The following is a 23,325-nucleotide window of genomic DNA, read 5'->3' on the forward strand; positions in this document are numbered from 1 at the left end:
TGATACATTTTGGCTTCTTTATTTCTAAAATAACTACCTATTGGATTATCGAGTAAAGACCCCTAATTTTTTCATCTTGCTATATAATGTATTGCTATTAACGCCTAATATTTCCGCAGCTCCATTTTTTCCAGATATTCTGCCATTACTCTGACGTAGTGCTTTAACAATATGCTCACGCATGGCTTCATCAAGAGGTAATATATTATTCTGTTTTTTTACTCTCGGCATAGTGAACATTAATTCGCTTCCTTGCTGAAAGAATTCTGATGATTCAACAAGATGAATAAGCTCACTTATATTCCCCGGCCAATGATATTCCCATAACACCTGCGTTGCCTCTGGACTTAAACGTGGTATTTTATTAATACCGTCAGAAGTAAATCGCAATGACAAATAGTGAGTTAACAGTAATGGAATGTCTTGATAACGACATCGTAGCGGGGGGATGACAACCATTAAGCAAAGAATCTGATGGTGAAACTGACTGAATAAATACTGTTGAGTCTGCTCTTCGTCATCCTCATAAGTTTGGCTTTGAATAGCTATAATCTTAATACGGCAGAAATCAGGGTATCGACTCATAAGTTCCAGAATAAAAACCTGCCAATTTTCGGGCAAAGAAAACAGTTCGTAAACCAATAAAAAACCGCCATGTAAAGGAAGAAAATATTTTATATCTAGGCTTTCATCCCAGTTAAGAACAATACTCTCTTGTATTCCTAACTCAGGGGACACATAGATCAACTGATGGTTCTTTACATCAAGGATCCCATATATGCCCTTCTGATTAGCTATTTCACGTATATACGAAGCGACACTTTTTTTACCCACACCGCGTTCACCAAAGATCAAAATAGGTGACTGACTGTTTGCCAATGTTTTTAAAGACGCATAAAGCGCCGAGAGAGCGGTATTATTTGAGCTGACAACAAAGGGGTCATCAGTCAGTAAGGGAGGGACAGTTTCTAAAGAAGGGACGCTCGTACGCTTATCGCTGGGTTCTAAAAGATTATGCTGAGAAAGTGTGATAAACGAAAGTAACGAGAATTCACCGCGCACGGCCTCAATCAATGCCACATGTTCAGCAGAATAGGCTTGTGGCTGATAACTGAAAAAACCAATCGCGCCTAAACGCATCCCATCGAGTGACATACGCATTAGAATAACAGATTTTATATTTCTAAATCCGCGCTCAACGACATATTCGGTTAACACATCCTGTTTAAGATCGTTGATAAGTTGAACCTCAACATCCTGTCGCTGCTCAAACTGCTCAGCAATGTAATCGGGGATAGAGATAAGATCTCGCTTAAGCCGAGCGGCTTTATGAGTCGCTAATGCAATAAACTGTATGCTTCGAATATCGTGGCGATAGTAGTTAAGGAAAATCCCATCACAGCAAAAACCATGAGGGATGGCATGAATGAATGCCTGCATCGCTTTTTCAATTTGCGAGCTACTGCATAAGGCTGTACGTAAAAATGAGATAGCACTATCCATAGACCACCCAATTAGTTCTTACATGTAGTTATGCAAATAATAATGTACCGCCGTTTTTGGAGGTATCATGATGATACCATTGGTATATTTTTTATTACTTCAGATCAAAAATAAAACAATTTATGTCATACACATCGTATAACGGTGGGAGATAAGCCCCAGCTCTCCTTCCCCTCATCGCCATACAAATTGTCTAATTATTCCGCAGAGAGCGGCAAAATGCAGATAAAATGAGCTAACGATGAATCTAGCCCTTATCCTATTGATAAAAGTGCGTATAATGGCGCCCGATGTCCTCTTAGTTAAATGGATATAGCGAACAAGGCCAACAATCAATTGTTTTATATGAATAAAAAATTAAATTAAAAACAAATAAAGTACACATTTATGTACTCATTTATCTTCATCATATCCATTTATTTTTATACAAAAGTTAACCTACCTATCACGGTCAGTTCTTAAATTATCGCCTCAACCATCTGTGTATCCTCACGCATAGCTCAATACGTCTATACAGTATTGAGTCAGTTTTGTAGGAGCCTGCCCACTCGAGACAAATTTTTGCCCCATTTTTGCCCCATTTTAAAATACTGGTTACCTATCATCAGGTGGGGAACGAAGCAAGTTTTATTGTATACGTGGATCTGAGCTTTGTTGAACCTCAAGAGGTTGCCATTTTATTTGATGCTTTTAAAAAATCCTCGACCGTGAAAATCCAAGGTAATTTCAAAGTTAGAGCCGGAGTGATTGAACAAGCGAACTTATCAAGCGTGGCGGAATAACGGCTTTGCCATCTCAAATTTACACCGACAAATCCATACTATAAGCACCTTAGTAAGTGCTCCAGCCCTACAAGCCGACTGGAGCACCATAGCAAACCTACCAGCGTAATTCTGACGTTGGTAAGAAAGTTACGTCTTTCACCATTTCGTTAATGCTATAGCCTACCCGCATAGTAAGAGGAATATGGAATCCTTCGATGGTAAATCTCTCAACCCAACCAAAAACCAAAGTAGCAACTACCTTGGGAGGTACAGCTTTATCCGGCACCCCAAATGTCTCATGAATCCACTGGCGAGACATTTTGGTTTGAAGCGGAGAAGGTAATTCATTAGGAAAAACCCACCCCTTTACCTGTTCATTTTGGATATTTAATGTAATTTCTTTAAGGATTTTCCCATCACGTTTAAACGATAAAAATAGCCCTTCCTTAGCCATATCTAAACTTAATTTTGGGGATCCGGGAGCCCCTTTTGGTACCGTTTTATAAGTAATTAAGCCTGCATCTAAAATTTCTTGGTATCCCTTCCCTAAGCTATTTATCAAAGCTTCAACATTCACAGTCATTTGTACAACCCCATGCTGTCGTTCAATTTATGCATTTTAGTCCTTGCCGTCTCTATCTGGGCATCGGTCGCACCATTCTCTTTCAATGCCGGCTTGATAGCATCCAGATTACGATCCACTGCAGCCCGCAGATCCAAAGCATCCTGTTTGACCTGAGCTGCATCGTTACGTGTATTGCGGCCACCATAAGTCTCACTAATTTTTTGATGAACTTCTTTCGGTATTACTATTGAAGCAACCTTCTCAGAGAGAGCTTTAATTTCAACTTCACTTAATTCTGGATAATTAATTTCATAATAAAGCTCAACCGCCGCTCTCGATGGCATATGGTCAGCCTCATATTTCCCCTGTCGCGATCGACGTTTAAAGTCACTGTATAGCTCCACCTCCAAAAACTCTACCGGTGGCTTACTCAGGTAGATATAAATCGGAGGCATATCCGTCCCGAGGAAAACAAGGATGTAGTCCTCAAAATCCCCCTCAGACGGCGCGGGATAACTCTCGATATCGCTTCCGACCTTCTCCGGTATCGGCAGTACCGTTATAGACGATGGTAAGCTTGGACTATCCTGATGCCCTGTATTCGAGGGAATATCTAGCTCTAACTTGTCAGGGTTCCAGTAAATCGTGACCGGCTTTTCACCCTCTGTCGTAAACTCATACAGCCCAGTCAGTGTGTTAAGCACCATCTCACGCACAGGTACTTCGGATAAACCGCTTTCCGTTGGCGTGTGATAGCCTTTCGGAGATAAGCGCCCGTGACCATCATCCTCCCAACGAAAACGCACCCGCGTTGGCGCTTTACCTCCAGACTCTGCCAGCTGAGCTAGTCTCATCTGGTTAATGAAATCCTGCTCTCCGCTATTAAGCGTTCGAGGCATCATACCGATAAGAGCCACCGCAATCGGCGCTCCCGCACCGGCAGCGGCAATTTCACCAAACGGAACCACGGCGCGAACAGCCCATGAGCCCGCCGTAATGAAACGCCCACCAACCCACTCAAGCGCTGCCGAACCTGATGGAAATACTGTGCTGGCCGCGACAGGCGCGGCCACTGCTGGTGCTGCGGCTGATGCTCCGCCAAATAACTTTTTGTACCACGGTTGTTCCGGCTCAGGAGTCGTTGATGCGGGCCGTTTCGCACTCTGCGCATGTTGCTCAGGTTCAGGCAAAGACACTGCACGAAAATACCCCATAGTCGCAAAGTTTTCATGCGTCTCCGGCCCCGTTCCCGCCTCGGTATTTCCGTCACCACGCTCTCGCGATTTAGCAAACACCGGCATAGAACGTTTAGCCTGCTCTATCGCCTTATTCTCAGCCCGTTCAGCCGCAACTGCTGCTATCTGTGCGACCTGTTTTTCTGCAGCTTGCTGTGCTGGCGATACCCCTGCGCCAAGCCACTGCCCCAACGGGGCAATGATCCGGTTACTGCCAGAGGGACAGCCGCACAGAACAACCGCACCGTCTACCGCCAACACCTTACCCATGATAATAAAGCTGGGCTCGCCCTCAATGACGCGCCCACGTTTGCCGCATTTTGGGCATTCCGTCGTACTATCACCAACCCTGATAACCGCATGGTCGTAGACCATATATTGGCTGGTAGGCAGTGAGGCAATCAACTTTGCTCCGGTTGTCGTTTTGTCGCATGATAATGCCTTGCCTTTACCCATAATGTCCGGTCGGTAGCCCATTACCTACACTCCACCAGAAAACCATCGGGCATTGCCTCTCCTGAACGTTTAATCAGCAACAGGCTATCTTGAGGCGTGTTGATAATTTCATCACCATTATCTAAACGGCTACCCACCAGTGCTGCTTGAGCCTGTCCAAAGCGATACTCTTTACCCGCTCCTGTCAAAATCAGTGTCGTGGTACCATCAGGATAAACTACGCTATCGCCTACTTTTGCTAGTTGTACCGATAAACCATTTTTCAGATTAATCATCACCCCACTAGAGGCTATTTTGACGGTTCCACCGCCTCTAGTTTGGCTACCTTCTGCTGCAAAGCGAAAAATACCAGCGGGAGGATGAGCGTGAATATAAGCTTCTTGCTCACGGATAATGAAGTGGAATACTAAATCTGGCCACCTGAATAGAGGTGATATCATCGCCTCATAGTCAAAACAGGTGACATTATGACCGGACGTAACAGACGCAATTTTAGCCCCGAGTTTCGCCTCGAAGCTGCCCAGCTTGTACTCGATCAGCACTACAGCGTTGCCGCCGCTGCAACAGCAATGAATGTCGGTAAATCCACGATGGATAAATGGGTTCGCCAGCTTAAAGAAGAACGCGCAGGGAAATCCCCAAAGGCCTCTCCGATGACGCCTGAGCAACTTCGCATTCGTGAATTAGAAAAACGACTACAACGTGTTGAAATGGAAAACGATATATTAAAAAAGGCTACCGCGCTCTTGATGTCAGACTCCCTGAACAATTCTCGTTAGTTGAGAAACTCAGGACGCGGTTTCCTGTTGCCTTTATTTGCAATGTGTTCGGGATCCATCGCAGTAGCTATCGGTACTGGCTAAGCCGACCGCAGAAACCTGATGCAAAACACATCGTTATACTTAGCCTTGTTCGTGAAGTTCATCATGCCAGTAATGGCTCTGCGGGGGCCCGGAGCATTGCCGATATGGTCAGCGCAAAAGGTGTTCCGTTGAGTCGCTGGCGGGCCAGTAAGATAATGAAAGAGCTGAATATTATTAGTTGCCAGCAACCGGAGCATCGCTACAAAAAAGCCACAAAAGAGCATGTGGATATCCCTAATCATCTGGATCGCCAGTTTGCAGTAACGGAACCTAATCAGACCTTGGTGCGGCGACGTGACCTACATCTGGACGGGCAAACGCTGGGCTTATCTGGCGGTTGTTCTGGATTTATTTTCTCGCAAGCCAATAGGCTGGGCGATGTCGTTTTCTCCGGACTCAGTTCTGACAGGAAAAGCATTAACGATGGCCTGGGAAACCAGGGAAAACCGGCTGACGTTATGTATCATTCTGACCAGGGAAGTCACTATACCAGCAGGGAATTCAGACGGTTATTGTGGCGTTATCGTATAAAGCAAAGCATGAGTCGACGAGGGAACTGCTGGGACAACAGCCCAATGGAACGATTTTTCCGCAGCCTGAAATCAGAATGGGTCCCGAACTGTGGATACGTTAATTTTAGCGAAGCAAATAGATCAATAACGAATTACATCATTGGTTATTACAGCCAGCTCAGACCCCACCAATATAACGGTGGCTTAACACCCAATGAATCAGAGCGATTGTTCTGGAAAAACTCTAAAACTGTGGCCAGTTTTTGTTGACCACTTCACCCTTTCCTTTGCTTAGGCAGAACAATATTTCTCAATATTAGATCTCATACCCAGTGCATATCATTATATCTAACAGTTTAAATATTCATTTTTTCAATGTAATATTTAGATATATACATAGATAGAATACTTAGGTTTTCCAAAATGGTCGATAAAAATAAAGCAGCATACATGGAACTGAAAGAATGCCTCTATGCGGAGATACTAGGCAGTAGAAGGTCATTCTCATGGCGTAGAGTCATCAGGAACCTAGTAGCTAGACCTAAAACACGATTTTACTTCAATCTTAGGCTCGCCCACTTTCTTTATACAAAGGGGGGGGTAGATTAAACCATTTCATAGCAAAGCATCTTCAGAGAAAAAATCTAAAAAATTACGCAACAGATATAGGTTTAGCTACAAAAATTGGGTCAGGATTGTACCTTATGCATCACCTAGGAATAGTCATAGCTGATCAGGTAGAAATTGGTAAAAATTGTGTTATCAGACAAAACACAAGTATAGGCGTTAAAGGCAAAGATTTTAAGCGTGTAACTATTGGTGATAACGTCAATATCGGCGCAAATAGCTGCATAATCGGGGATAATATTCACATTGGCAGCAACGTAACAATTGGGGCTATGTCGTTTGCAAACAAAGATATTCCTAGCAATTGTATTTTCTATACTAAAAAAGAAAGTGTTGTAGTGATTAAGGAGGCGTAAGCCTCCCATATGTAAATCTATAGCTTGGGTGGCCACTCAATTTGATTGAAATCATCCTTGCTAGTAACACCTGTTAAATCCAGTGATGTTAGTTTTTTCATGTACAGCCTCCAAATGATAAGACTCTCTTTATCTTCATCCGATATCACGCCTAATTGTAAATCAATAAGCCAGTCAGTAATGAGCTCATTTGCCTCTAAAACTAACCCCTGACGATATGACTCAGCTTTGAGCGAATAATTTTCAGACACAACACCATTTACATAAACCCAGCCATCAATAATATCAAACCCTTCAGGAAGGCTTTCAATATCTATAACATTTAAGCCGACTGGATATATTGCTGATGCATCAGTACTACTTGAATGAATAATACCTGTGCTTGGATCATATGAAATTACATAAGGCTTAGTGAAATATTTAAGAGATTCGTACCAGTCACGCCCATTTTTATCTACAAAATATTGAACATCATCACCTAGTGGCATTTCATCTGGGTAATAACGAGTTACTTTTTCCAGTTCCATTTTATATCCCTTATAACACGGAGATTGTCGCCCAAGTACCATTGATATATCTTTGAACTAATCGATAAATACCTGCTCCTTGAGTATTGTATTCAGTGATAACACCACCATTAGCAGCTGACCAGTTATTGTTTGCTATCGGTGTCGAAGTTCTGGCTCCCAACCGAACATTTTGAATATAACGACCATCTGACTCCCCTTTTGTATATGCCTGCCCCGCTGGGGTATAGCTTCCTTTTGGTTGGAATCGACCGTCACTTTCAGCCTTTGTGTAAGCTTGTCCTGCAGGGGTATAGTTACCCTTAGGCTGGAATCGCCCATCGCTTACCGCCTTGGTGTAAGCTTCTCCAGCAGGGGTGTAGTTACCTTTGGGCTGATATTTAGCGTCAAAGTTAGCGTAGTTTGTTGGAATAATTTGCCCAGTGAACGACAGAATATTGATGTTCCAATACCCCATCTTTTTACTATTGGCCCAAAGATCTACTTGCCCATCGACAGAACTTCGCAACCCTGAATCATTGTCACCAATATTTAATACGCCATTTCCTACACCTCCCACTTGAATTTGGTTTGTTACGATTAAGTTGCCATTAAGCGTGCCGCCGCTTATAGGTAATGCATCAACATCGCTGGCTTTCGGCTTATTTAAGGAGTTGTATTGTTTAGCCCACGGCGTCCACGTACCATCCATATACTGGCTGCGGGTATAAATGCGGCTGCTGTTATACACGAGATATTCTTGTGTGATACCCGCATTCTTGTAGACAAGCAACGTACCAGCCAGCGCTTCAGGATAGTTCAGCGCTAGCGAACTATTAGCGTTTGCCGCTTGGTAATAGATACCCGGTGTTTTGAAGTTATTCAGGTTTTGATTAGCGCCAATACCAACGGCCTGACTGTCAAAAATATCTGTTGAAGTCACGTTGATGTCAGCACTTAATACATGGCCGTTAACCTTGCGACCATTAGGGACCCGCCCACTAGCATTATCATTAGCAGCTTTAACAGCTTTGGGTGTTGCTGCTTGCGTTTCGCTGTCGCTATTGGTGGCGCTATTAAGCTGAACAATCCCTTTTCTGGTCGTTGTGGCGTCCTGCGCAGTGTACTTAGCATTCGCTAAATCATAGGTTGCCTTCACCGCTGCCGGTGTTGCCGCCTGTATTTCACTGGTACTGTTAGTGGCACTGTTTAGTTGAACTAACCCTTTTTGCTTTGTTGACGCATCCACAACAGCCAGTGATTCGCGCGCTATTTTTTGTGCCTGTGCTCCGCGCCCGCGGATTTCCGACAAATTCTGGTCGATTCGCAAAAACAGCCCATCACCCGTCGCGACATTTAACGTGATATTGGCCGTATCTGACACCGCCAGACGAAACTGCATATTGACGCTGACACCGCCTACCGGTTTTTCAATTGCAGCACAGTTCGCCACGGCATACAGCTCACCGGCATCAGTCAGTATCCCGATTTCACGCACGGCAAAGCCACCCACGTCGGTCGGGAGGACTATTTTTGCCATCATCTGGGTCGACTGATCGGGAGAAACGCTGAGATCCCCAATATCGCCGCGGTATTTCTCGTTCACTAGCTTGGTTTGCGTTGGCTTTGGCGGCGTGGCCTGCCCGTTGCCGTCACCGACGACAAATTTCACCAGCGTGATTTTCGTCCCACTCGCCAGCGCTTCGGCCTCGAGCTCTTTGCCGCGGTTCGTGATAATGCTGTAAAAGTTAGCCATTGGGCTCCCCTGCAAATATATCGATATCAATGTGCGCGGTCGCAGCACCTGAAATATAAAAAAGTCCTTCTGTTCCCACGTCGGTGATCACATCTATTTTGCTCAGGTGGCTGCGGAGGTTCTTTGCGCGATCGGTCAGGTTACGGATCTGCGTGTACAAGGCTTCGGTCACCCCCTGAGTGCTGTAGACCTCAATACGAAAGGTGTACGGGTCTTGCCGGGGTTGGTCTTGCCACCATTCCACCACGGTAGTGGGTAGGCCCACCGCGCTTAGCGATCGCCGCACTGCACCTGCCGTTCCTCGGTGCTGGTGAACATAGGCCGCGTCCGCAATAACCTGCCGCTTTTGTGCCTCGTCCCAATCCGGGTTCCAGTAATCCACCGCATATTCCCATGCCAACCACGGCAGCAAATGTGCCGGACAGGTCGCGGGATCTTTGACATGACGAATGGGAACCGGCAGCGCAAGAATTTGTTCGCCGTTGGCCTGTTCGAGCGCGCGCTCTTCGGACTTAGCATTAGGCGGGAGTAACGACTTAAACATCATCCGCCTCCAATAAGGTCAACGTGACCGTGCTGCAATACGGCGCGGCGCCTGTTTTGGCTTCAATATCCGCGGTGGGCTGTGCCAAATGAACACGGGTCACGCCCGGTTGATGCAGGGCGCGGTAAATACCGGAAAGTGGTGCTACGCCGCCAATGCGATGCACCTGCGCCACGTAGGTTTCGAGTGCCGTTTTCGCGCTCTCCAACACCGTCTGCGCGTCGGGGCCGTCGGGAATATCCAGCGTAGCCACCACGGTGTATTCACTCAGGACCGCGCTTTGCACCGTCACATAATCCGTTAACGGTCGCACTTCATCTTCATTTAATGCGTGACTGACCGCATCGAGTAGCGTTTGGGGCGCGGTACCGCTTTCCGTTCGAGACAATACATACACATCCACCTCGCCGGGACGGTTGTGGGTCTGGGGTCCATAGGCTTCCGCATCTAACACATCGGGATCGGCGGATTTGGCGTAAAACCGGTAAGCGTTACGCGCACCGGCGGTGCTGAGCTGTGACCATGACAGCTGGATGCGTCCCCGATACGCCTCATCCTCCTCCATCTTGGCTTCAACCGGCGGAATGGCCTCGGGCTGGGCGGGAGTTATCACCTGTCTCGCCACGTTAAATCCGGCGCCAATCTGATCCAAATCCGCGCCCAGCGCACTGGCCAACAGCACGCCACGCACCGCATCATTGATACGCTGCAATAACAAGACGGTTTGATACGCATTGGCTTCGCCCTGCTTGTAGACCGGATCAGACTCCACCAGCGCGTCATAGACCGTATCCAGATCGCGGAGCTTCTCGAGCCAACTGTTAAAAATAGTCGTCGCATCAGGGACAAGAATGGCATCCGGTACCGGGATTGCGGAGAGATCGATAAGGTTAGGACTTGTTGCCATAAATGGTTATCCCTTCAAGCGTGACCGGCTGACCGGTCTCTTTGTTAATGCCCTCGATGGTCAGGTCAAAGACGCCATCGCCGTCACGCACCACCTGTACGCGCTTGACGGTTAATCGCGGTTCCCAACGAGCCAACGCGGAGGCCGTCGCCCCGACAATGCGCACCCGCGTGCTTTCATCCTGCGGGTTATCAATCAGGTCGGGTAAATCACTGCCATAATCACGCAGAAGCACCCGACTGTTTTTTGGCGTACTGAGAATGTCGATAACGGACTGGCGCAGATGGTCATTCCCCGCCAGCCGTTTGCCCGTCTTGGCGTTAACACCCTGCATATCACCTCCATAAAAAAACCCGCCGAAGCGGGTTTAATTTTTCTGTTTGCCGAAATATTCGGGGCCGGTTTTATCCTTCTTCTCTTTATTTTTCTTACCGCTTGTCGCCTTGGGTTTGATATCCGTCGCTAAATTAAATGCCACCGAGAGTCCCCCACTGGTTAGGCTGTAGACCATCGACTCAATCAACCATGAGCGATCCTCACGCTGACCAAACCCTTGCGTAGTCACGCGCGCCTCGGCGGTCAACGGTAAGTGTTGAGGACGGCAGGGCGCGGTGATATTCATCCGCTGCTCGTTGCGTTTAGCCTGCGTCTTTTTCGCCTTGGCCTGCTGGTCTGCCTGCGCTTTATGCGGTTGGGTATAGGGGTTTTCGAGATCGGGGCCATCATGCTCGGTCTGCGCTACTTTGGTCTGCCCGGTATCCTCATCGTAGTAGTTGACCCCAATCTTGCCCTTCTTCTCTTTACCACCCTTCGCCGCTTTACCCGTTGTCGAACCGCGCTGCCCTTCACTGTAAGTCCAGTTCGATACCTCACGCGGGACGATGGTCACATCGGAAAGCGTTTTGCCGCTGGCGGTTAACGCCGCGCCTTGCTCCAAGAACAACCAATATCCCCCGCTCGGTTTACTGACGGCATTATAGCTCCGAGCCAGTCGCGTCAAGAGATTGGCATCCGACTCCGACACCTGATCCAGATGCGGTACAGCAATCGCCGCTAGCTTATCGGCGACTTTCGGGATCAGACCATTGTCGGTGGCCACCGTTTTCACAATGTCGCCCAGCGTCAAATTATCCCAGCTGCGCGTTTTGTGGCTTTGCACGTTCCCGCTTTGCTTCTGGGCATTCATCGGTGCTGCCGTGGCATAGATCACCACTTTACGCGGTGGACCGCTGCTCGAGACGCCGCTGACCACAAACCAGCCCTTGTCCACCAGATTGCCGTTAAATCCCATCCCCAGCTGTAACCGCGCGCCATTGCTGGGCAACGGTAAGGTTTCCGATATCAGCGTGATTTGTAACTCATCGGCTTTGCCTGTCGCTCCGCCGTTGTCGGTGAGCGTCAGTTCTTGCAGGCATTGGTGTAACGCTTTAGAGATGTCTTTACCCTCGGCGGTCACGCTAAACTCAGGCCGGTACTCTTCCGCACCGTTCATCGATTAATCCCACAGTTGAAGGTTGGACTCCGCTACCGGCATATCCAGATCCGGCAGCGTTATCATCACACCGGCGCCATAAACAGCGCCAAGGTCAGCAAGACCCGGATTCGCGTCCAGTACCAGCACTACCGCATCCCCTAAATTGGGCCAGCCATAATGCGCGGCGCAAATCGCGTCCAGCATGTCCCCCTCACGGGTTTGATAGGTCGTCGGCATAATGTCGTATCCCTATTGAGAAGGTTTTGTGGCGCGGCGTGCCAGCGGGGAGAAACTTGGAGGTGCTGTCGTTAAATTTCTCAATCACCCAATAGCCCAGCACATCACCCGCCCCGCTCACCAGCTGCTGCGGGGTAGCCTTATCCGCTAAGTCGTATAAATCATCAATGGCACCCACCCCCTTGCGGTAAAAAGCATGGGCCTCACCGTGAAGCGTGACCGTTCGTCGCTCTTTGCCGGTAAACTGCAATAAATCCGCCTGCCCGATACGCTCTTGCGCACTCCAGCGCCAGCTGGCTTCACGCGAAAGTTCGTTGTAGGTCAACGCATCGATAGAGAACTCGAAGCCGCCCAGTATCAGCATCACCCGTGGCGGATCGCTGGCAGCGGACGCACGTTGAACCGATGAGGCATTTTGTTCAACCGCCGCTAACACTGAAAAACCGCTCATCACCACAGCCCCCCTTTGTCGTACATCGCGTTATTACCGTTAAAAATATCGGTCGCTTGCGCTTTGTTGATCACCTCATCAGCAATGGCTGAACCTTCCTGCTCGTTGCTCACATTGATTTCAATCTTGAGCTCCTGCCGACGGCTGTCCGTTATCGCGGTGGGTTTCTGTTCGGTGTCCACACGCTCAATCTGCTGAATGAGTGTTGGCCACGATGATGCTGACTCAGGATCAAGTGTGCCAGAAGGTTCGGCTTTATCATTGCTGTGGATCTGTGGCTCTCGAGGCAACAACGGTGCATCAGGCGTGCGTGGCGCCACATCGAGCAATGTTGTTTGAGGCAATGGCAACTGCAAGCTATTAGCCAGATCGGAGAGTGCTTCTTGAGGCAATGAGAACTGCAGGCCCTGAGTCTGTTCAGGCAGAGGCGTTCCGCGCCCGACATCAGGCGAAGGAAAGGTTAAACCCAATCCTTTTTCCACCGGTATTGTGCCCGTACTTGGGTCACTCTTCGGCGTGTTTTTGCTCATCTCTGCGGCCCAATCAAACGAGAACGGGCCATCACTGCTTTTACCGTCCACACTTTCAAGCAGCTGCTGGCGCTCTTTTCCCTCCTGATCTTTATCCCAGAACAACGGGATAGCGCCGAGTTTGGACTGTGAGCCCGACCACTGATCACGCAATGATTTTTCCATGCCGGGTTTATTCACATTTTGCGCAAACCACTCCCCTAAGCCGTCCCCCTCGGCTTTGATTTTTGCCACCTCCATCGGCATACCCGAACCGATCGCCGTGAGCACATCGGTTTTGGACTCGTTTTCGTCCGGCAACATCCATGACAGTTTTTTCGCCGCGGCATAAATAATCTTGCCCACGAAGACCACGCCGTTCCCAAACGTCAGCACGCCGGGATAAAGCTCGTTCTTCATAAAGTTGACTATCTTGCTAATCCCGCCGTTTTTAAACCACTCCGCCAGATTGTCCGTCAGCGATTTTATCTGCGGGGAAAGCTGTCCACCGAGTTGCCCCGAGATTTCATCCATCGCAGAAGAGAGTACCGTCTGCAGGTTACTCACCGCGCGATTGCCTTCCACCGCCCCTCTCGCACCTTCTTCCGTGACCAGCTGATAGCGTTTCTGTTCGTCCATCAAATCGCGATAGCTTTTGCCGGATTGCTTGAGCAGCATCAGCATTTTGCTCGCCTCGCCCCCAAACAGACTATCGAGGGCAAACGACGCCTTGGACTGATCTTTTAAGGTCAGCGCCCGCTCTACAATTTTGCTGAACTGGTCTATATCACTCAGACCAGCCAGATCACCGGCTTTAAATCCCAGCGTTTCAAACGCATCCTGCAATCCACCCTGCTTGCCGTTCTGTTTGTACTCCCCGGCTTTATGCAGATACTCTTCAAACAGATCGCCAAAGTTCTCGCCGTTCATGCCGTATTGTTTGCCCACCGAGTCCCATGCGTTAAAGGTTTCAACCCCCACGCCATAACTCTTGGCGATCCCCGCTTTTTCGGCGGTTTGCGCATTACGGGCAGCAGGTGCTATCAGTGATCCCAACGCCCCGGCAATCAGCCCGCCGCCGCCCAGCGCCAAACCGCCGGGAAACATGGACGCGGCGATATTACCCGCTTTAGCAAACGCGCCTTTGCCTAAACCTTGGACGCGTTTAAATTGTTCGGCGCGTTTCAGGTCACGATTCAGGGCCTCTTGCGCCGCGCTGGCTTTCTTAATCTCTTTCGTGACACCGCTATAGTCACGTTTAAGCGCGCTGATATCCTTCCCAGCAAGCTTGCTCTTCTTGATTTCACTCGCCAGCGTCTGTTGTTGCTTGGTCAGCTTCTGGGTTTGTTTTTCAACATCCTTAATGCCTTTGTTGATCCCCTGCGTGGAGCGGTTCCAACTGGCATCAAGATTGCCGCCAAAGGTGATGACGGCTTTAAGGTTTTGGTTTAAGGCCACGTTTTACCGCCTCCACTTCATCAAAGAGAAAATCCTTAAACGTGCTAAACGGCATATCGAGGTAGTCACTCATCGCAAAGTGCAAGCGACGCCCCAAAAACCTTATACCTTGGCGGATTTCGCTTTCGGGCGCTTGTCGGGCGGCAGCATAAAAACATTGAATGCTTCCTCAAGTTGCAGGTAATCCGCTGCGGTTAACGCGTACACATCCTGCTCGTTCATGCCGCACAGCAGCGCTAACATGCGCGCATCTTTTTCCCCTTCGCTTCCACGGTCTTTCTCACGCGTGATACGGTCGCGCACCGTGGGCTCGCGCATTGCCACCTCGGTCAGTTGAGAACCATTGGCAAGGGTTAACGGGGTATACAAGGTGATGGTTTTTGAATTGGCTGGGTACATAATAGGCTCCAATAAAAAACGGCCCGCAGGCCGCTTATTTGTTTACATTAAGGTTTAAAGACGGATTTTTGCGGCCAGTCCACCCAACTGATCGACACCGTTGATGCGTCGGGTAAAGCGTTCGGTATCGATCTCGATAAGCTCGCGCCCTTCCAGCGTCTGCTTGTAGTAATTGAGCGCAAGATCGACCGTCACCGACACTTCGGATAAGGATTCGCCCGAGCGAGCATCGCGTGTCACTTTGGATACAAACCCCTCAAACTCTTCAATCGTGCCGAGCGCGGTACCGTTGCTCATGTAACCTTCATAGGCCGTAAAGCGTGGCTTTTGCCCCACCACACAGCCCAGCAACGCCAACACGTCGGTATCAATCCCCCAGAACTTCACCTGACAGGTCAACGCCTCCATCCCATCATCCACCGGCGTCGGGGCATCTTGGGCACCGCTACGTAAATTGGCGACCTGAATACTCAGCTCCGGCGGCGTGTATTCGTGCGCCCCTTGAATGCGCTGGCCTTTGGCAAAAAAAGACCAGGCACGCATTGTGCTTTTGTTTCCCATTAGGCGGTCATCTCCTCAACGGCATAATCATTATTGACGCGAACGCGCAGGGTAATGCGCTCGGTTGGCGACTTCGGTCCAAAGTCGTAATCGATATACAACTGACCTGCCGCCAGCGATTCGGCGGTGTTAAGCTCTTCGTCAAGCCATGCTTTGCCCCCGAAAATCGCTTTTAGCCCAACGAGCTGGCGCATATAGGCATTGATGGTGCCGATAATGTCGTCGGCAATATCACGATCGAGCGGTCGGTCGTTATACAACAACACCGTTTCCTGAATGCTGTCTTCGATAACATCCGCCGAGCGGCGTACCGATTCAAAACGCCACTGCGGATCGGTCGTACACAGACGGTTGCCCCAGTGCTTAAACCCGTCACGGCGCACAATGGTGCTGATATTTTCCATGTTCAGCAGGTTGGCCTGACAGTTCGGCTCACCCAAAATAAACTCGTCAACCTGCTCCACGCCGAGGATGTTGTTAATATCCTGATTGGATTTACTCCACCACCAGCCCTTCTCTACGTCGATACGTGCACGCAGACCCGCTGCGCGTGCCGAATACGGCATATAGACGTTTTCGCCAGCAGCATTAGTCACCAGTACACGCGGGCGCAATAGCTCGACGCGCGCACCATATTGCTGGCGACGCTGTACCACCTCCTGCGCGGTCGCCATCGATGCACAGTCCACATAAGCCACGCCCCGCAGCTTGTTGGCCTGCAACTCTATGCCTTTGCCCACGGCATCATCTTCACTAAATCCGGTGGCAATCAGCACCCGCGGTTTATAGCCGGTGATTGATTCGCTTTGCGCCCACGCCTGCATCCCCGCAAGCACGGCGGCGCGCTGTTTGGCTTCCTCCGTGACCACCGGCACGCGCACCACGATAATGAGCGCCGCACGCTGATCGTTAATATCGGTGATAGCTTGCTTAAGTGTCCCAGCAGCACCGAGTTTATTCAGTTGGCTTGTTCCCACCATCGCCACCGGTGTATTGAGCGGGAAAGGCTCATCTTCGCCGCCGGTGAGAGTGACGCTAAACGGGCTAATAAGGCCCTCTGCCTCGGTAGCCGCCAGCGTGATTTTGCTGTCCGCAATCGCGGCAACCAACGGAGACAGTTCACTGGCTTTTGCCGTCACGGCACCGGCGGCATCACAGCCGAGCGTCAACGTCAGTACACCGGCGTTATATTCCGCTGATGAGGCGACCGCTTCGGGCGTTTCAGGATCGGGAACGGCGGCAACTGCCACCACCTTATATTGATTGCCTAAGCGCCCCGGTTCGCTTGCTGCAAATGACAACACGTTATCGAGCAACGCGGTACCGACCGTCGCGGTAGCGTTGGTACCCGCCGAGGCATCTGGGGCCGTTCCGACAAGGCCGATCACGGCAGTTTGGATAGTGGTCACCGCCACCGTCCCCGACGTTAGTTCAATGGTTTCAACGCCATGAAGTTCTGACATAGTTTCTCCTGACATAAAAAAACCCGCCGGAGCGGGTTACATTTTCTGGTTGGGTTCTTTCGTGACGCTGTCGGTTTCCGTGTGCGTATGACCGTTATAGGTCATTCGGATACCACTCATTTTGCCTTTGCCATCCGAGATCTCTCCGGTGGCACCGATATTGCCTTTGACCGTGGTATTCGCATTAATCGTGGTTACGCCCTGCACCGTCAGCGTCTTGGTAATTTCCACCGGCCCGTCGAGCGTCCCTTTGCCGACAATCTTATAGGTGCCCCCTGCAGCAATCGTAATGGTCAGCGCATGGGCTTCGCGGTCATAGCGCACTTCGGTCCCGTCACCGTAGACCGTAATATGCTCCGACTCGCTGCCCTCGGGTACTGGTGCACCACCGGTGGCCCAGCCCGGAAACACCCTACCGTTGTTTAGGTCGCCCCCTTCTGACAGGACCGTCACCGCATCCCCCACCGCGCACGGATTCACATCAGAACGAAAGCCCCCAGAGAATCCCTGACACAGCGGTAGCCAATCGGTAACAAGCTCACCAATCGAGACACGGCACTTGGGGATTTTCCCGTGTTTAACCGCCTGAATCACACCACGCCGCACGATATTGGCAAGACGCCGCTGCAGATCACCTTCCATATCACTCATCAGTCACCTCATAGATTTTGCGATAATCGGCTACGTGCGCGGCACCAACCTCCGGCGCCTTGCCTAGCCATACCCCTTTCACCGGTACACCGCCGCGCGCAAACGGATCTGCACCAAAGGCGGCGCCCTGCTCAAAGGTGATACGCCACACAAGATACTCATCCATAGCCGGATCGAACGCATCGGGCTCCGCGGAGACAAACACCGCGCCATCGATATACGACAAACCAAACTGCTGGCCGTCAATCCACTGAGTTATATCCGCCGCGGCGGTACGTATGTAAATATCCGGTTTGGTGATGGTGGCGCTGGCACGATCGACCACGATATACAGCGATACCGAAAGCGATACGCTTGGTTGCCCACTGGTATTACTCTTGGGGTCCCAGCCATCCACGGAGAGGTAAACCGCAGGGGTCACCAACTGTGTGGTGTTCTCGGGATAGGTATCCGCATTCGCCACCCACGGCAGGGCTTTTAAGGTCCAGATCACGGCGTCATGATAAGCCGCCATCGATAAGGGCTCAGCCATTGCGCCTCCTATAGACTGATTTTGGCCTTCACGCGGCCTTTAATGTCGGATTGGAAGTGGTGCATAAAAATCGCCATCACATCGGCAAAGGCGTTATCTTCCACATAATCAAGCATCGGGGCATAAATATCGATTTCAGCCTCTTTTGCTCGCCGCGTCACCGGATCACGGATAACCACAGTGCGCCGATTTTCACGCCGCGAACGCGCAACCTCACCATTAGCAAAGGTTTGGGATGCCAACATTGAGCCTTTCGGGTCAAACCCCGCCTCGCCGGTAGATTTACGTCGCGCAGCAATATAGCGGCCCGTCGTCGGATCGCGGCGGTCATGATGGGGACGAATACGCCCCCGAACGCGACCTTTCAGATCTTTGACCTTGATGGTGTTTAGCCCAAACCAAAGCTTGGCTTCATCGAGCATCGCGCAGCGAGAAATGCGAAAAGAGAGCAGACGTTTACGCACCATCGCCAAACTCCGTGGCGCCAGACCGGTTTTTAAATCGGCCAACGCCTGTTTACGCAATGTCACCGCGGTACGCTTCAACGCACGTGAATAAGCATTGCGGTACTGCTTGTGCGTGGCACCGGCGGCATCGGCAATTTTCCAGAGTGCGGCGGTATCAATATCCACCAACATGTCACGGCGTAACCGGCTGTCTCTTGCCATCTCATCGACTCCACTGTGTGATATCTTCCACCGGCTTGCCCGGTTCCCCGACCGCTAAGGTGATACGTGTACGCCCCATTTCATCGGCGCCGATATGCGTTACCCAATAATGTGCGGCACCGACCGTCACCGCATGACGCTTGGCCAATCCCTGAATATCCGCCGTGTACGCACTCAGAGCAGGGGCAACATCGCGGATTTCTCCGCCGCCATAAACTTCTACGGAAGCGTCTGGTTTTTCAAAGATGGCGGTAATGGGGCGACGTTCCGCCCCCACCATCAACACCACCGGCAACTCTTCCGCAAAGGTACGATCCACCACCTTATCGGCACGCTGTAGCCGCTCAGTAAATCGGCTCATTAGAAGCCCAGCCGCACGCGGGACTCCTCATCCCCAGCGTTGTTGGTGATCCATGCGGTTCCCGCACGCGCATGCGCTACCGCAGGATTGGCACCATCATCGGCCTTAGCCGTTAGCAAGCCCTCTGGCGTCAGATACAGCGCCGCACCACGCTGCCACGTTTCGTCTGCCACTTTCGGCAACACAAAGACGCCAGTCATTTTCAATACGCCTTCCCCATCCACGGGAATATTCCCTAAAGCCGCCCCCACCACACTGCCGACGATCACCGGCTGCCCAGATAGCACCGCCTTGCCTGTGCCGTTTGTCCAATCCATCGTGGTGCCGTCTTGATAATAATTCTTCGCCATTGTCTTACTCCCGTACCCATGAAAACGGGCGACCTTAGCCACCCGTAGAGATAAAAAAACCGCCTGACTAAGACGGTTTATTTGCTGCCAGTAGACTTGACCAGTCCACGATAATCGAGCGCTGCGACCCCAGCATCGATACGCACCTTAAAGGTCGCGCCATCAATGGTGAAACCGTTCTGCTGTTCAATGTGTGGAGCATCTACGCCATCCAGATACGCCACCTCGATGGTGTCGCGCCCCTGTGCCGCCGTTAGATAGAACTCTTTTTCGTTATTCATATCTAAGCGCGGTTCGGCAATCACTTCAGCAAAATTTCGGATTGGGTTATCAATACCACTGTTAGCATCAGCCCCCGGCACGCTCGCCGATTTAATCAACTGATTAGCGCGTGACTCCAAAGCCACCGGCGTCAGCACGTAAGCGGGGCGAATGTTAAGTACGCGCTCACCGGATTTCTGCAGGCGCATTGTTTTACGGACAGTATCCAATCCGTCGATATCCATTGCCGCTTTAACTACGTTATTATGGGCCGCACTGAACAACTCCTCACCATCGCTGAGCTTGCCGTTAGAGGTGAGCACCGCATACACCAAGTCTCCTATGGTGGCGCGTGCCGCACCGCCCATCGCCGCGGGAATGCGGGTCAGCATATCCATATCATCGTTAATGATGGTTTGGCGCGTCAGTGAGAACAGCTCACCGTAAGTCGCCAGCGCAATTTGTTCACCTTTATCCCCGACGGTAATGTATTTGTATTCGGCACCGTCACGCACTTTGCGCAACGCCGCCAACGAGTTGAGCCCCACACGGTTAGACACTTTAAAGTCGGTCAAGGTGCCTTTGCGGGTCCAGCGGTCAAAGGTTTCCTCGGCTTCATCCCAGCCCAGCAGTGCCGCTTTATGGGCCACATCCATCAGGATATTGCCAAAGTCAGAGCTGGTATGCGTAAAGGCCATACCGACCATCGCCATCGGTGCTACACCCGCTAGACCAATACCACGATCGGCAAGGGATGCTCGCGCCAACTCACGCAGGGTAAAACCGGCGTAGGCGTTATCGGCCTGCGCTTCGCCGTAACCGGCACGCGCCATGATGGAAGCGCGAACCGAGTCCCCGACCAGATTACCGTTACCCGCATAGATGTGTGCATTCTGCCCCGCCAGCGGCGTGGTACCGGAAGCCAGCGCCGACAACAGTTTATTGCGCGCCGTATCCGCATTGCAGGCTTGATCACTAACACATTCCGCTTTCAGTGCGGCAAACGCGGGGAACGCGTCAAACACGGCATTCACGGCTGTGACACGCTCCGCATTAGCGGCTGCCATTTGCTGACTAATCGCATTAGCTAACGCATTAATATCTACGGTTGAACTCGTAGGTGCATCAATCACGGGTGCCGCAGACGGCGCTGGCTGTGACTGTGGCGCCGGATTCGATGTAGTGGCACGCGGCGTAATCAAAGCTGTAACTTGCTTAGGCATATTATGGAACTCCTTCATTTTATTCGTATTGATTGACGCCGCAGCGTCGAGGGAAGCTTCGAGAACATCCGCAAAGCCTTTTTCTATCGCCATTACACCATCGAGCCACGTTTCCTCTTTGAGCATGGCGGCAATCTCATCTCGGCTCAGGCCGGTTTTACGTTCGTAGGCAGATAAGAGCAGTGACTCATTACGATCGAGCCACTCGGCGTATTCACGAATTTCATCAGAATCGCCCATCACCCCGCCCCACGGCTTATGGATCATGATCCATGCATTCTCTGGCATATGAACGGTCGCACCGGGTAAGCAGACAATGACGGACGCCATTGACGCCGCAACGCCATCGACGTAAATATCGATTTTGCCGGTGAGTCGTGAAAACGAATTGAAAATAGCAAAGCCATCCATCACATCGCCGCCGGGACTATGAATATGCAGCTCAATCGCGGAGGCTTCGAACACGCCCGCATCACGGCAATCGCTGAGAAACGCCTGCGCGGTGATCCCCCAATAGCCAATCATGTCGTAGAGATAAATGACGACGGGGTCAGTTGCTTTAGCCGCGGCCTTGATTTTGTACCAGCATTCATTTCCTCTGCTGGTTGGGTTGCTTGCCTGTGGTCTGAGTAGTGTCCCCATCGGGATCGGTAGGTTCATTCGTTTGGGCTCCTGAATCGTTGGCGGCGTCCGAGTCAAAGACCAGCCCCCGCTCGCGGTTATATTCAATTTCACGTAGACGCTGACGCCTGATTTCTTGTGGCGATTGACCGCGAGCCCGTATCCATTCGGATTCGGTTCCCGCACCACCGCGCACAATGCCTTTCCACGCCTGCGCCTCTTTCACTGGGTCAATCCACGGCATCACCGGCCCCAGATAGAGCGCGTTATAGAGTGATGAGAGGTCAACATCGTGGGGAATTTTGATACCTGATAGCTTGAGCATGTCGATCCATGCGCGGTATATCGGGCGACTGTGCTGCCCAACAAACCAGTTTTGCAGCACGTTATAACCTTCGAACCCTTCCACCAGCTCTTGACGCTGACTGGAATAGCTACCGTTATAATCACGTGAAATGCTCGAGTAGCTGCCACGCGTACCACCGGCCACTGCGCGCAGTTGGCTGTTGCGGAATTCATACAGATGAACGTTCGGGCGGTTGGACTCCACCATGCCCAAATCCTCACCGGGTTTGAGTCCGTCAAAAATCATGCCCGGCGCAATATCAAACATCTGATACTTGTTTTCAGGATCTTCATAATCATCAGTTTGAAAGGTCGTCGCATCTCCTCGCTTGATATAGAACCCCAGCGCCGCAGCAATACGTGCCGCAACACGCTCGGACTCTTCATAATCTTTGATATCGCTTAGACGTGTAATGACGCCGTGTAGCAGACTCACACCACGGATCTGATGCAGACGCTTGCGCATCGCAAGATGAAGCATGTTCTCCGCCGGTACCCGTTTGGTCTGGGTTGCCATGCGCAACGTATTGCCGGGATGAAACTTATACACGTGATAGGCAACGGGACGTCCCCACGTATTAATCTCTACCCCTTGGCGAACCTGAACACCCTCCACGCTGTTAAGCGACATCGGTACATAGTCGGCCTCGAGCATTTCAATCGACAACTGCACCTGCGTCGCATGTTTCAGGTCGGGAACTGGGCCGCGTACCAGTTGGCTAAAGACTTCACCGTCACGTAACGCCGAACGCAGTAATAATCGCTCCATTTCGGCACGGGTAAACATGCCCGTCACATCCGGGCGGATAGACCATTCAGACCACAATCGAGACAACTCAGAGGCAAATTCTTCATGCATGTTGCCGTCGTGCGTCAGCGGTTGAGGCTCCACCTGAATCCCATGCGCACCGATCACCCGCTCCTCGAGCTTGTCGAGAATGCCGATCACAATGTCGTGGTTTTCATCTAACCAGCGCGCCTGCTCACGCAATGACACGCCCGCGGCAAAGACGGCGTTATCGGCTGATACGCCCGAGCGCTTTGCTTTATGCAAGCGAGAAGGGTTGGCCGCTTCGTAGGCATTCATCAAGTTGCGGCTTTTTGCACGTTCTGCCGCCCATCCCGGCGACAGTGCCGCTATGCCCCTTTCTATCCAGTTCATGGCGA

The 23,325-nt window shown here is 50.8% G+C and carries 24 protein-coding genes and 1 pseudogene; 2 read left to right on the forward strand and 23 right to left on the reverse strand.

Annotated elements, in window-relative coordinates:
* Positions 1-45: 45 nt before the first annotated feature.
* The 4 genes from AB3Y96_RS15205 to AB3Y96_RS15220 form a co-directional block, all read right to left on the reverse strand.
* The gene (locus AB3Y96_RS15205; RefSeq protein WP_367299597.1) at positions 46-1,503 is read right to left on the reverse strand and encodes a helix-turn-helix domain-containing protein; all 1,458 of its coding nucleotides are present in this window, start codon (positions 1,501-1,503) and stop codon (positions 46-48) included.
* Between the two features lie 879 nt (positions 1,504-2,382).
* Positions 2,383-2,850 (reverse strand): DUF6392 family protein, encoded by a 468-nt coding sequence (locus tag AB3Y96_RS15210; protein ID WP_367299598.1) that lies wholly within the window; start codon positions 2,848-2,850, stop codon positions 2,383-2,385.
* Entirely contained in the window at positions 2,847-4,544 is a 1,698-nt protein-coding gene (locus AB3Y96_RS15215) for an S-type pyocin domain-containing protein (protein WP_367299599.1), read from the reverse strand. Before AB3Y96_RS15215 ends, AB3Y96_RS15210 begins: the two co-directional genes overlap by 4 nt.
* Positions 4,544-4,963: a PAAR domain-containing protein gene (locus AB3Y96_RS15220; RefSeq protein ID WP_367299600.1), complete on the reverse strand. Its 420-nt coding sequence runs from the start codon at positions 4,961-4,963 to the stop codon at positions 4,544-4,546. Before AB3Y96_RS15220 ends, AB3Y96_RS15215 begins: the two co-directional genes overlap by 1 nt.
* Positions 4,964-4,990: 27 nt before the next feature.
* Here AB3Y96_RS15220 and AB3Y96_RS15225 point away from each other — a divergent pair.
* A pseudogene (locus tag AB3Y96_RS15225) lies at positions 4,991-6,168 on the forward strand (IS3 family transposase).
* Between the two features lie 434 nt (positions 6,169-6,602).
* Positions 6,603-6,881: a DapH/DapD/GlmU-related protein gene (locus AB3Y96_RS15230; RefSeq protein ID WP_367299601.1), complete on the forward strand. Its 279-nt coding sequence runs from the start codon at positions 6,603-6,605 to the stop codon at positions 6,879-6,881.
* A gap of 17 nt (positions 6,882-6,898) precedes the next feature.
* Here the strand turns inward: AB3Y96_RS15230 and AB3Y96_RS15235 are convergent, their stop codons facing one another.
* The 19 genes from AB3Y96_RS15235 to AB3Y96_RS15325 all read right to left on the reverse strand — a co-directional run bounded on the left by AB3Y96_RS15235 (position 6,899) and on the right by AB3Y96_RS15325 (position 23,320).
* Positions 6,899-7,408 (reverse strand): tail fiber assembly protein, encoded by a 510-nt coding sequence (locus AB3Y96_RS15235; protein ID WP_367299602.1) that lies wholly within the window; start codon positions 7,406-7,408, stop codon positions 6,899-6,901.
* Between the two features lie 10 nt (positions 7,409-7,418).
* Positions 7,419-9,143 carry a tail fiber protein gene (locus AB3Y96_RS15240; RefSeq protein ID WP_367299603.1) on the reverse strand — a complete coding sequence of 575 codons (1,725 nt, stop codon included), beginning with the start codon at positions 9,141-9,143 and terminating at the stop codon, positions 7,419-7,421.
* Positions 9,136-9,690, reverse strand: a complete 555-nt coding sequence (locus AB3Y96_RS15245; protein WP_367299604.1) for a phage tail protein I — start codon at positions 9,688-9,690, stop codon at positions 9,136-9,138. Before AB3Y96_RS15245 ends, AB3Y96_RS15240 begins: the two co-directional genes overlap by 8 nt.
* The gene (locus AB3Y96_RS15250; protein WP_367299605.1) at positions 9,680-10,594 is read right to left on the reverse strand and encodes a baseplate J/gp47 family protein; all 915 of its coding nucleotides are present in this window, start codon (positions 10,592-10,594) and stop codon (positions 9,680-9,682) included. Before AB3Y96_RS15250 ends, AB3Y96_RS15245 begins: the two co-directional genes overlap by 11 nt.
* Positions 10,578-10,928, reverse strand: coding sequence for a GPW/gp25 family protein (locus AB3Y96_RS15255; protein WP_234619808.1), 351 nt, complete (start codon positions 10,926-10,928; stop codon positions 10,578-10,580). Before AB3Y96_RS15255 ends, AB3Y96_RS15250 begins: the two co-directional genes overlap by 17 nt.
* Before the next feature lie 33 nt (positions 10,929-10,961).
* Positions 10,962-12,086, reverse strand: a complete 1,125-nt coding sequence (locus tag AB3Y96_RS15260) for a contractile injection system protein, VgrG/Pvc8 family (RefSeq protein ID WP_367299606.1) — start codon at positions 12,084-12,086, stop codon at positions 10,962-10,964.
* A 3-nt stretch (positions 12,087-12,089) separates the two neighbouring features.
* On the reverse strand, positions 12,090-12,305 hold the full coding sequence (locus AB3Y96_RS15265) for a tail protein X (protein WP_367299607.1): 216 nt from the start codon (positions 12,303-12,305) through the stop codon (positions 12,090-12,092).
* The gene (locus AB3Y96_RS15270) at positions 12,280-12,756 is read right to left on the reverse strand and encodes a phage tail protein (RefSeq protein WP_367299608.1); all 477 of its coding nucleotides are present in this window, start codon (positions 12,754-12,756) and stop codon (positions 12,280-12,282) included. The genes AB3Y96_RS15265 and AB3Y96_RS15270 overlap by 26 nt, the downstream gene beginning before the upstream one ends.
* Positions 12,756-14,723: a hypothetical protein gene (locus tag AB3Y96_RS15275; protein ID WP_367299609.1), complete on the reverse strand. Its 1,968-nt coding sequence runs from the start codon at positions 14,721-14,723 to the stop codon at positions 12,756-12,758. The genes AB3Y96_RS15270 and AB3Y96_RS15275 overlap by 1 nt, the downstream gene beginning before the upstream one ends.
* 102 nt (positions 14,724-14,825) lie before the next feature.
* A complete protein-coding gene (locus AB3Y96_RS15280) occupies positions 14,826-15,122 on the reverse strand; it encodes a phage tail assembly protein (protein WP_367299610.1) in 297 nt (98 codons plus the stop codon).
* 54 nt (positions 15,123-15,176) lie between these two features.
* The gene (locus AB3Y96_RS15285; protein WP_046360401.1) at positions 15,177-15,683 is read right to left on the reverse strand and encodes a phage major tail tube protein; all 507 of its coding nucleotides are present in this window, start codon (positions 15,681-15,683) and stop codon (positions 15,177-15,179) included.
* Complete coding sequence (locus AB3Y96_RS15290) at positions 15,683-17,146, reverse strand: phage tail sheath C-terminal domain-containing protein (protein WP_367299611.1); 1,464 nt, start codon at positions 17,144-17,146, stop codon at positions 15,683-15,685. Before AB3Y96_RS15290 ends, AB3Y96_RS15285 begins: the two co-directional genes overlap by 1 nt.
* A 36-nt stretch (positions 17,147-17,182) precedes the next feature.
* The gene (locus AB3Y96_RS15295; protein ID WP_367299612.1) at positions 17,183-17,797 is read right to left on the reverse strand and encodes a phage baseplate assembly protein V; all 615 of its coding nucleotides are present in this window, start codon (positions 17,795-17,797) and stop codon (positions 17,183-17,185) included.
* Positions 17,790-18,329, reverse strand: a complete 540-nt coding sequence (locus AB3Y96_RS15300; protein WP_367299613.1) for a hypothetical protein — start codon at positions 18,327-18,329, stop codon at positions 17,790-17,792. Before AB3Y96_RS15300 ends, AB3Y96_RS15295 begins: the two co-directional genes overlap by 8 nt.
* Positions 18,330-18,337: 8 nt before the next feature.
* Positions 18,338-18,997: a hypothetical protein gene (locus tag AB3Y96_RS15305; RefSeq protein ID WP_367299614.1), complete on the reverse strand. Its 660-nt coding sequence runs from the start codon at positions 18,995-18,997 to the stop codon at positions 18,338-18,340.
* A 1-nt stretch (position 18,998) separates the two neighbouring features.
* Positions 18,999-19,358, reverse strand: coding sequence for a head-tail joining protein (locus AB3Y96_RS15310; RefSeq protein WP_115349457.1), 360 nt, complete (start codon positions 19,356-19,358; stop codon positions 18,999-19,001).
* On the reverse strand, positions 19,358-19,708 hold the full coding sequence (locus AB3Y96_RS15315; protein WP_367299615.1) for a DUF2190 family protein: 351 nt from the start codon (positions 19,706-19,708) through the stop codon (positions 19,358-19,360). The genes AB3Y96_RS15310 and AB3Y96_RS15315 overlap by 1 nt, the downstream gene beginning before the upstream one ends.
* Positions 19,709-19,785: 77 nt before the next feature.
* On the reverse strand, positions 19,786-21,852 hold the full coding sequence (locus AB3Y96_RS15320; protein ID WP_367299616.1) for a ClpP-like prohead protease/major capsid protein fusion protein: 2,067 nt from the start codon (positions 21,850-21,852) through the stop codon (positions 19,786-19,788).
* Positions 21,782-23,320 (reverse strand): phage portal protein, encoded by a 1,539-nt coding sequence (locus AB3Y96_RS15325; protein ID WP_367299617.1) that lies wholly within the window; start codon positions 23,318-23,320, stop codon positions 21,782-21,784. The genes AB3Y96_RS15320 and AB3Y96_RS15325 overlap by 71 nt, the downstream gene beginning before the upstream one ends.
* Between the last annotated feature and the right edge of the window lie 5 nt (positions 23,321-23,325).

Source organism: Hafnia alvei, from assembly GCF_964063325.1.
GTDB classification, from domain to species: Bacteria; Pseudomonadota; Gammaproteobacteria; order Enterobacterales; family Enterobacteriaceae; genus Hafnia; species Hafnia alvei_B.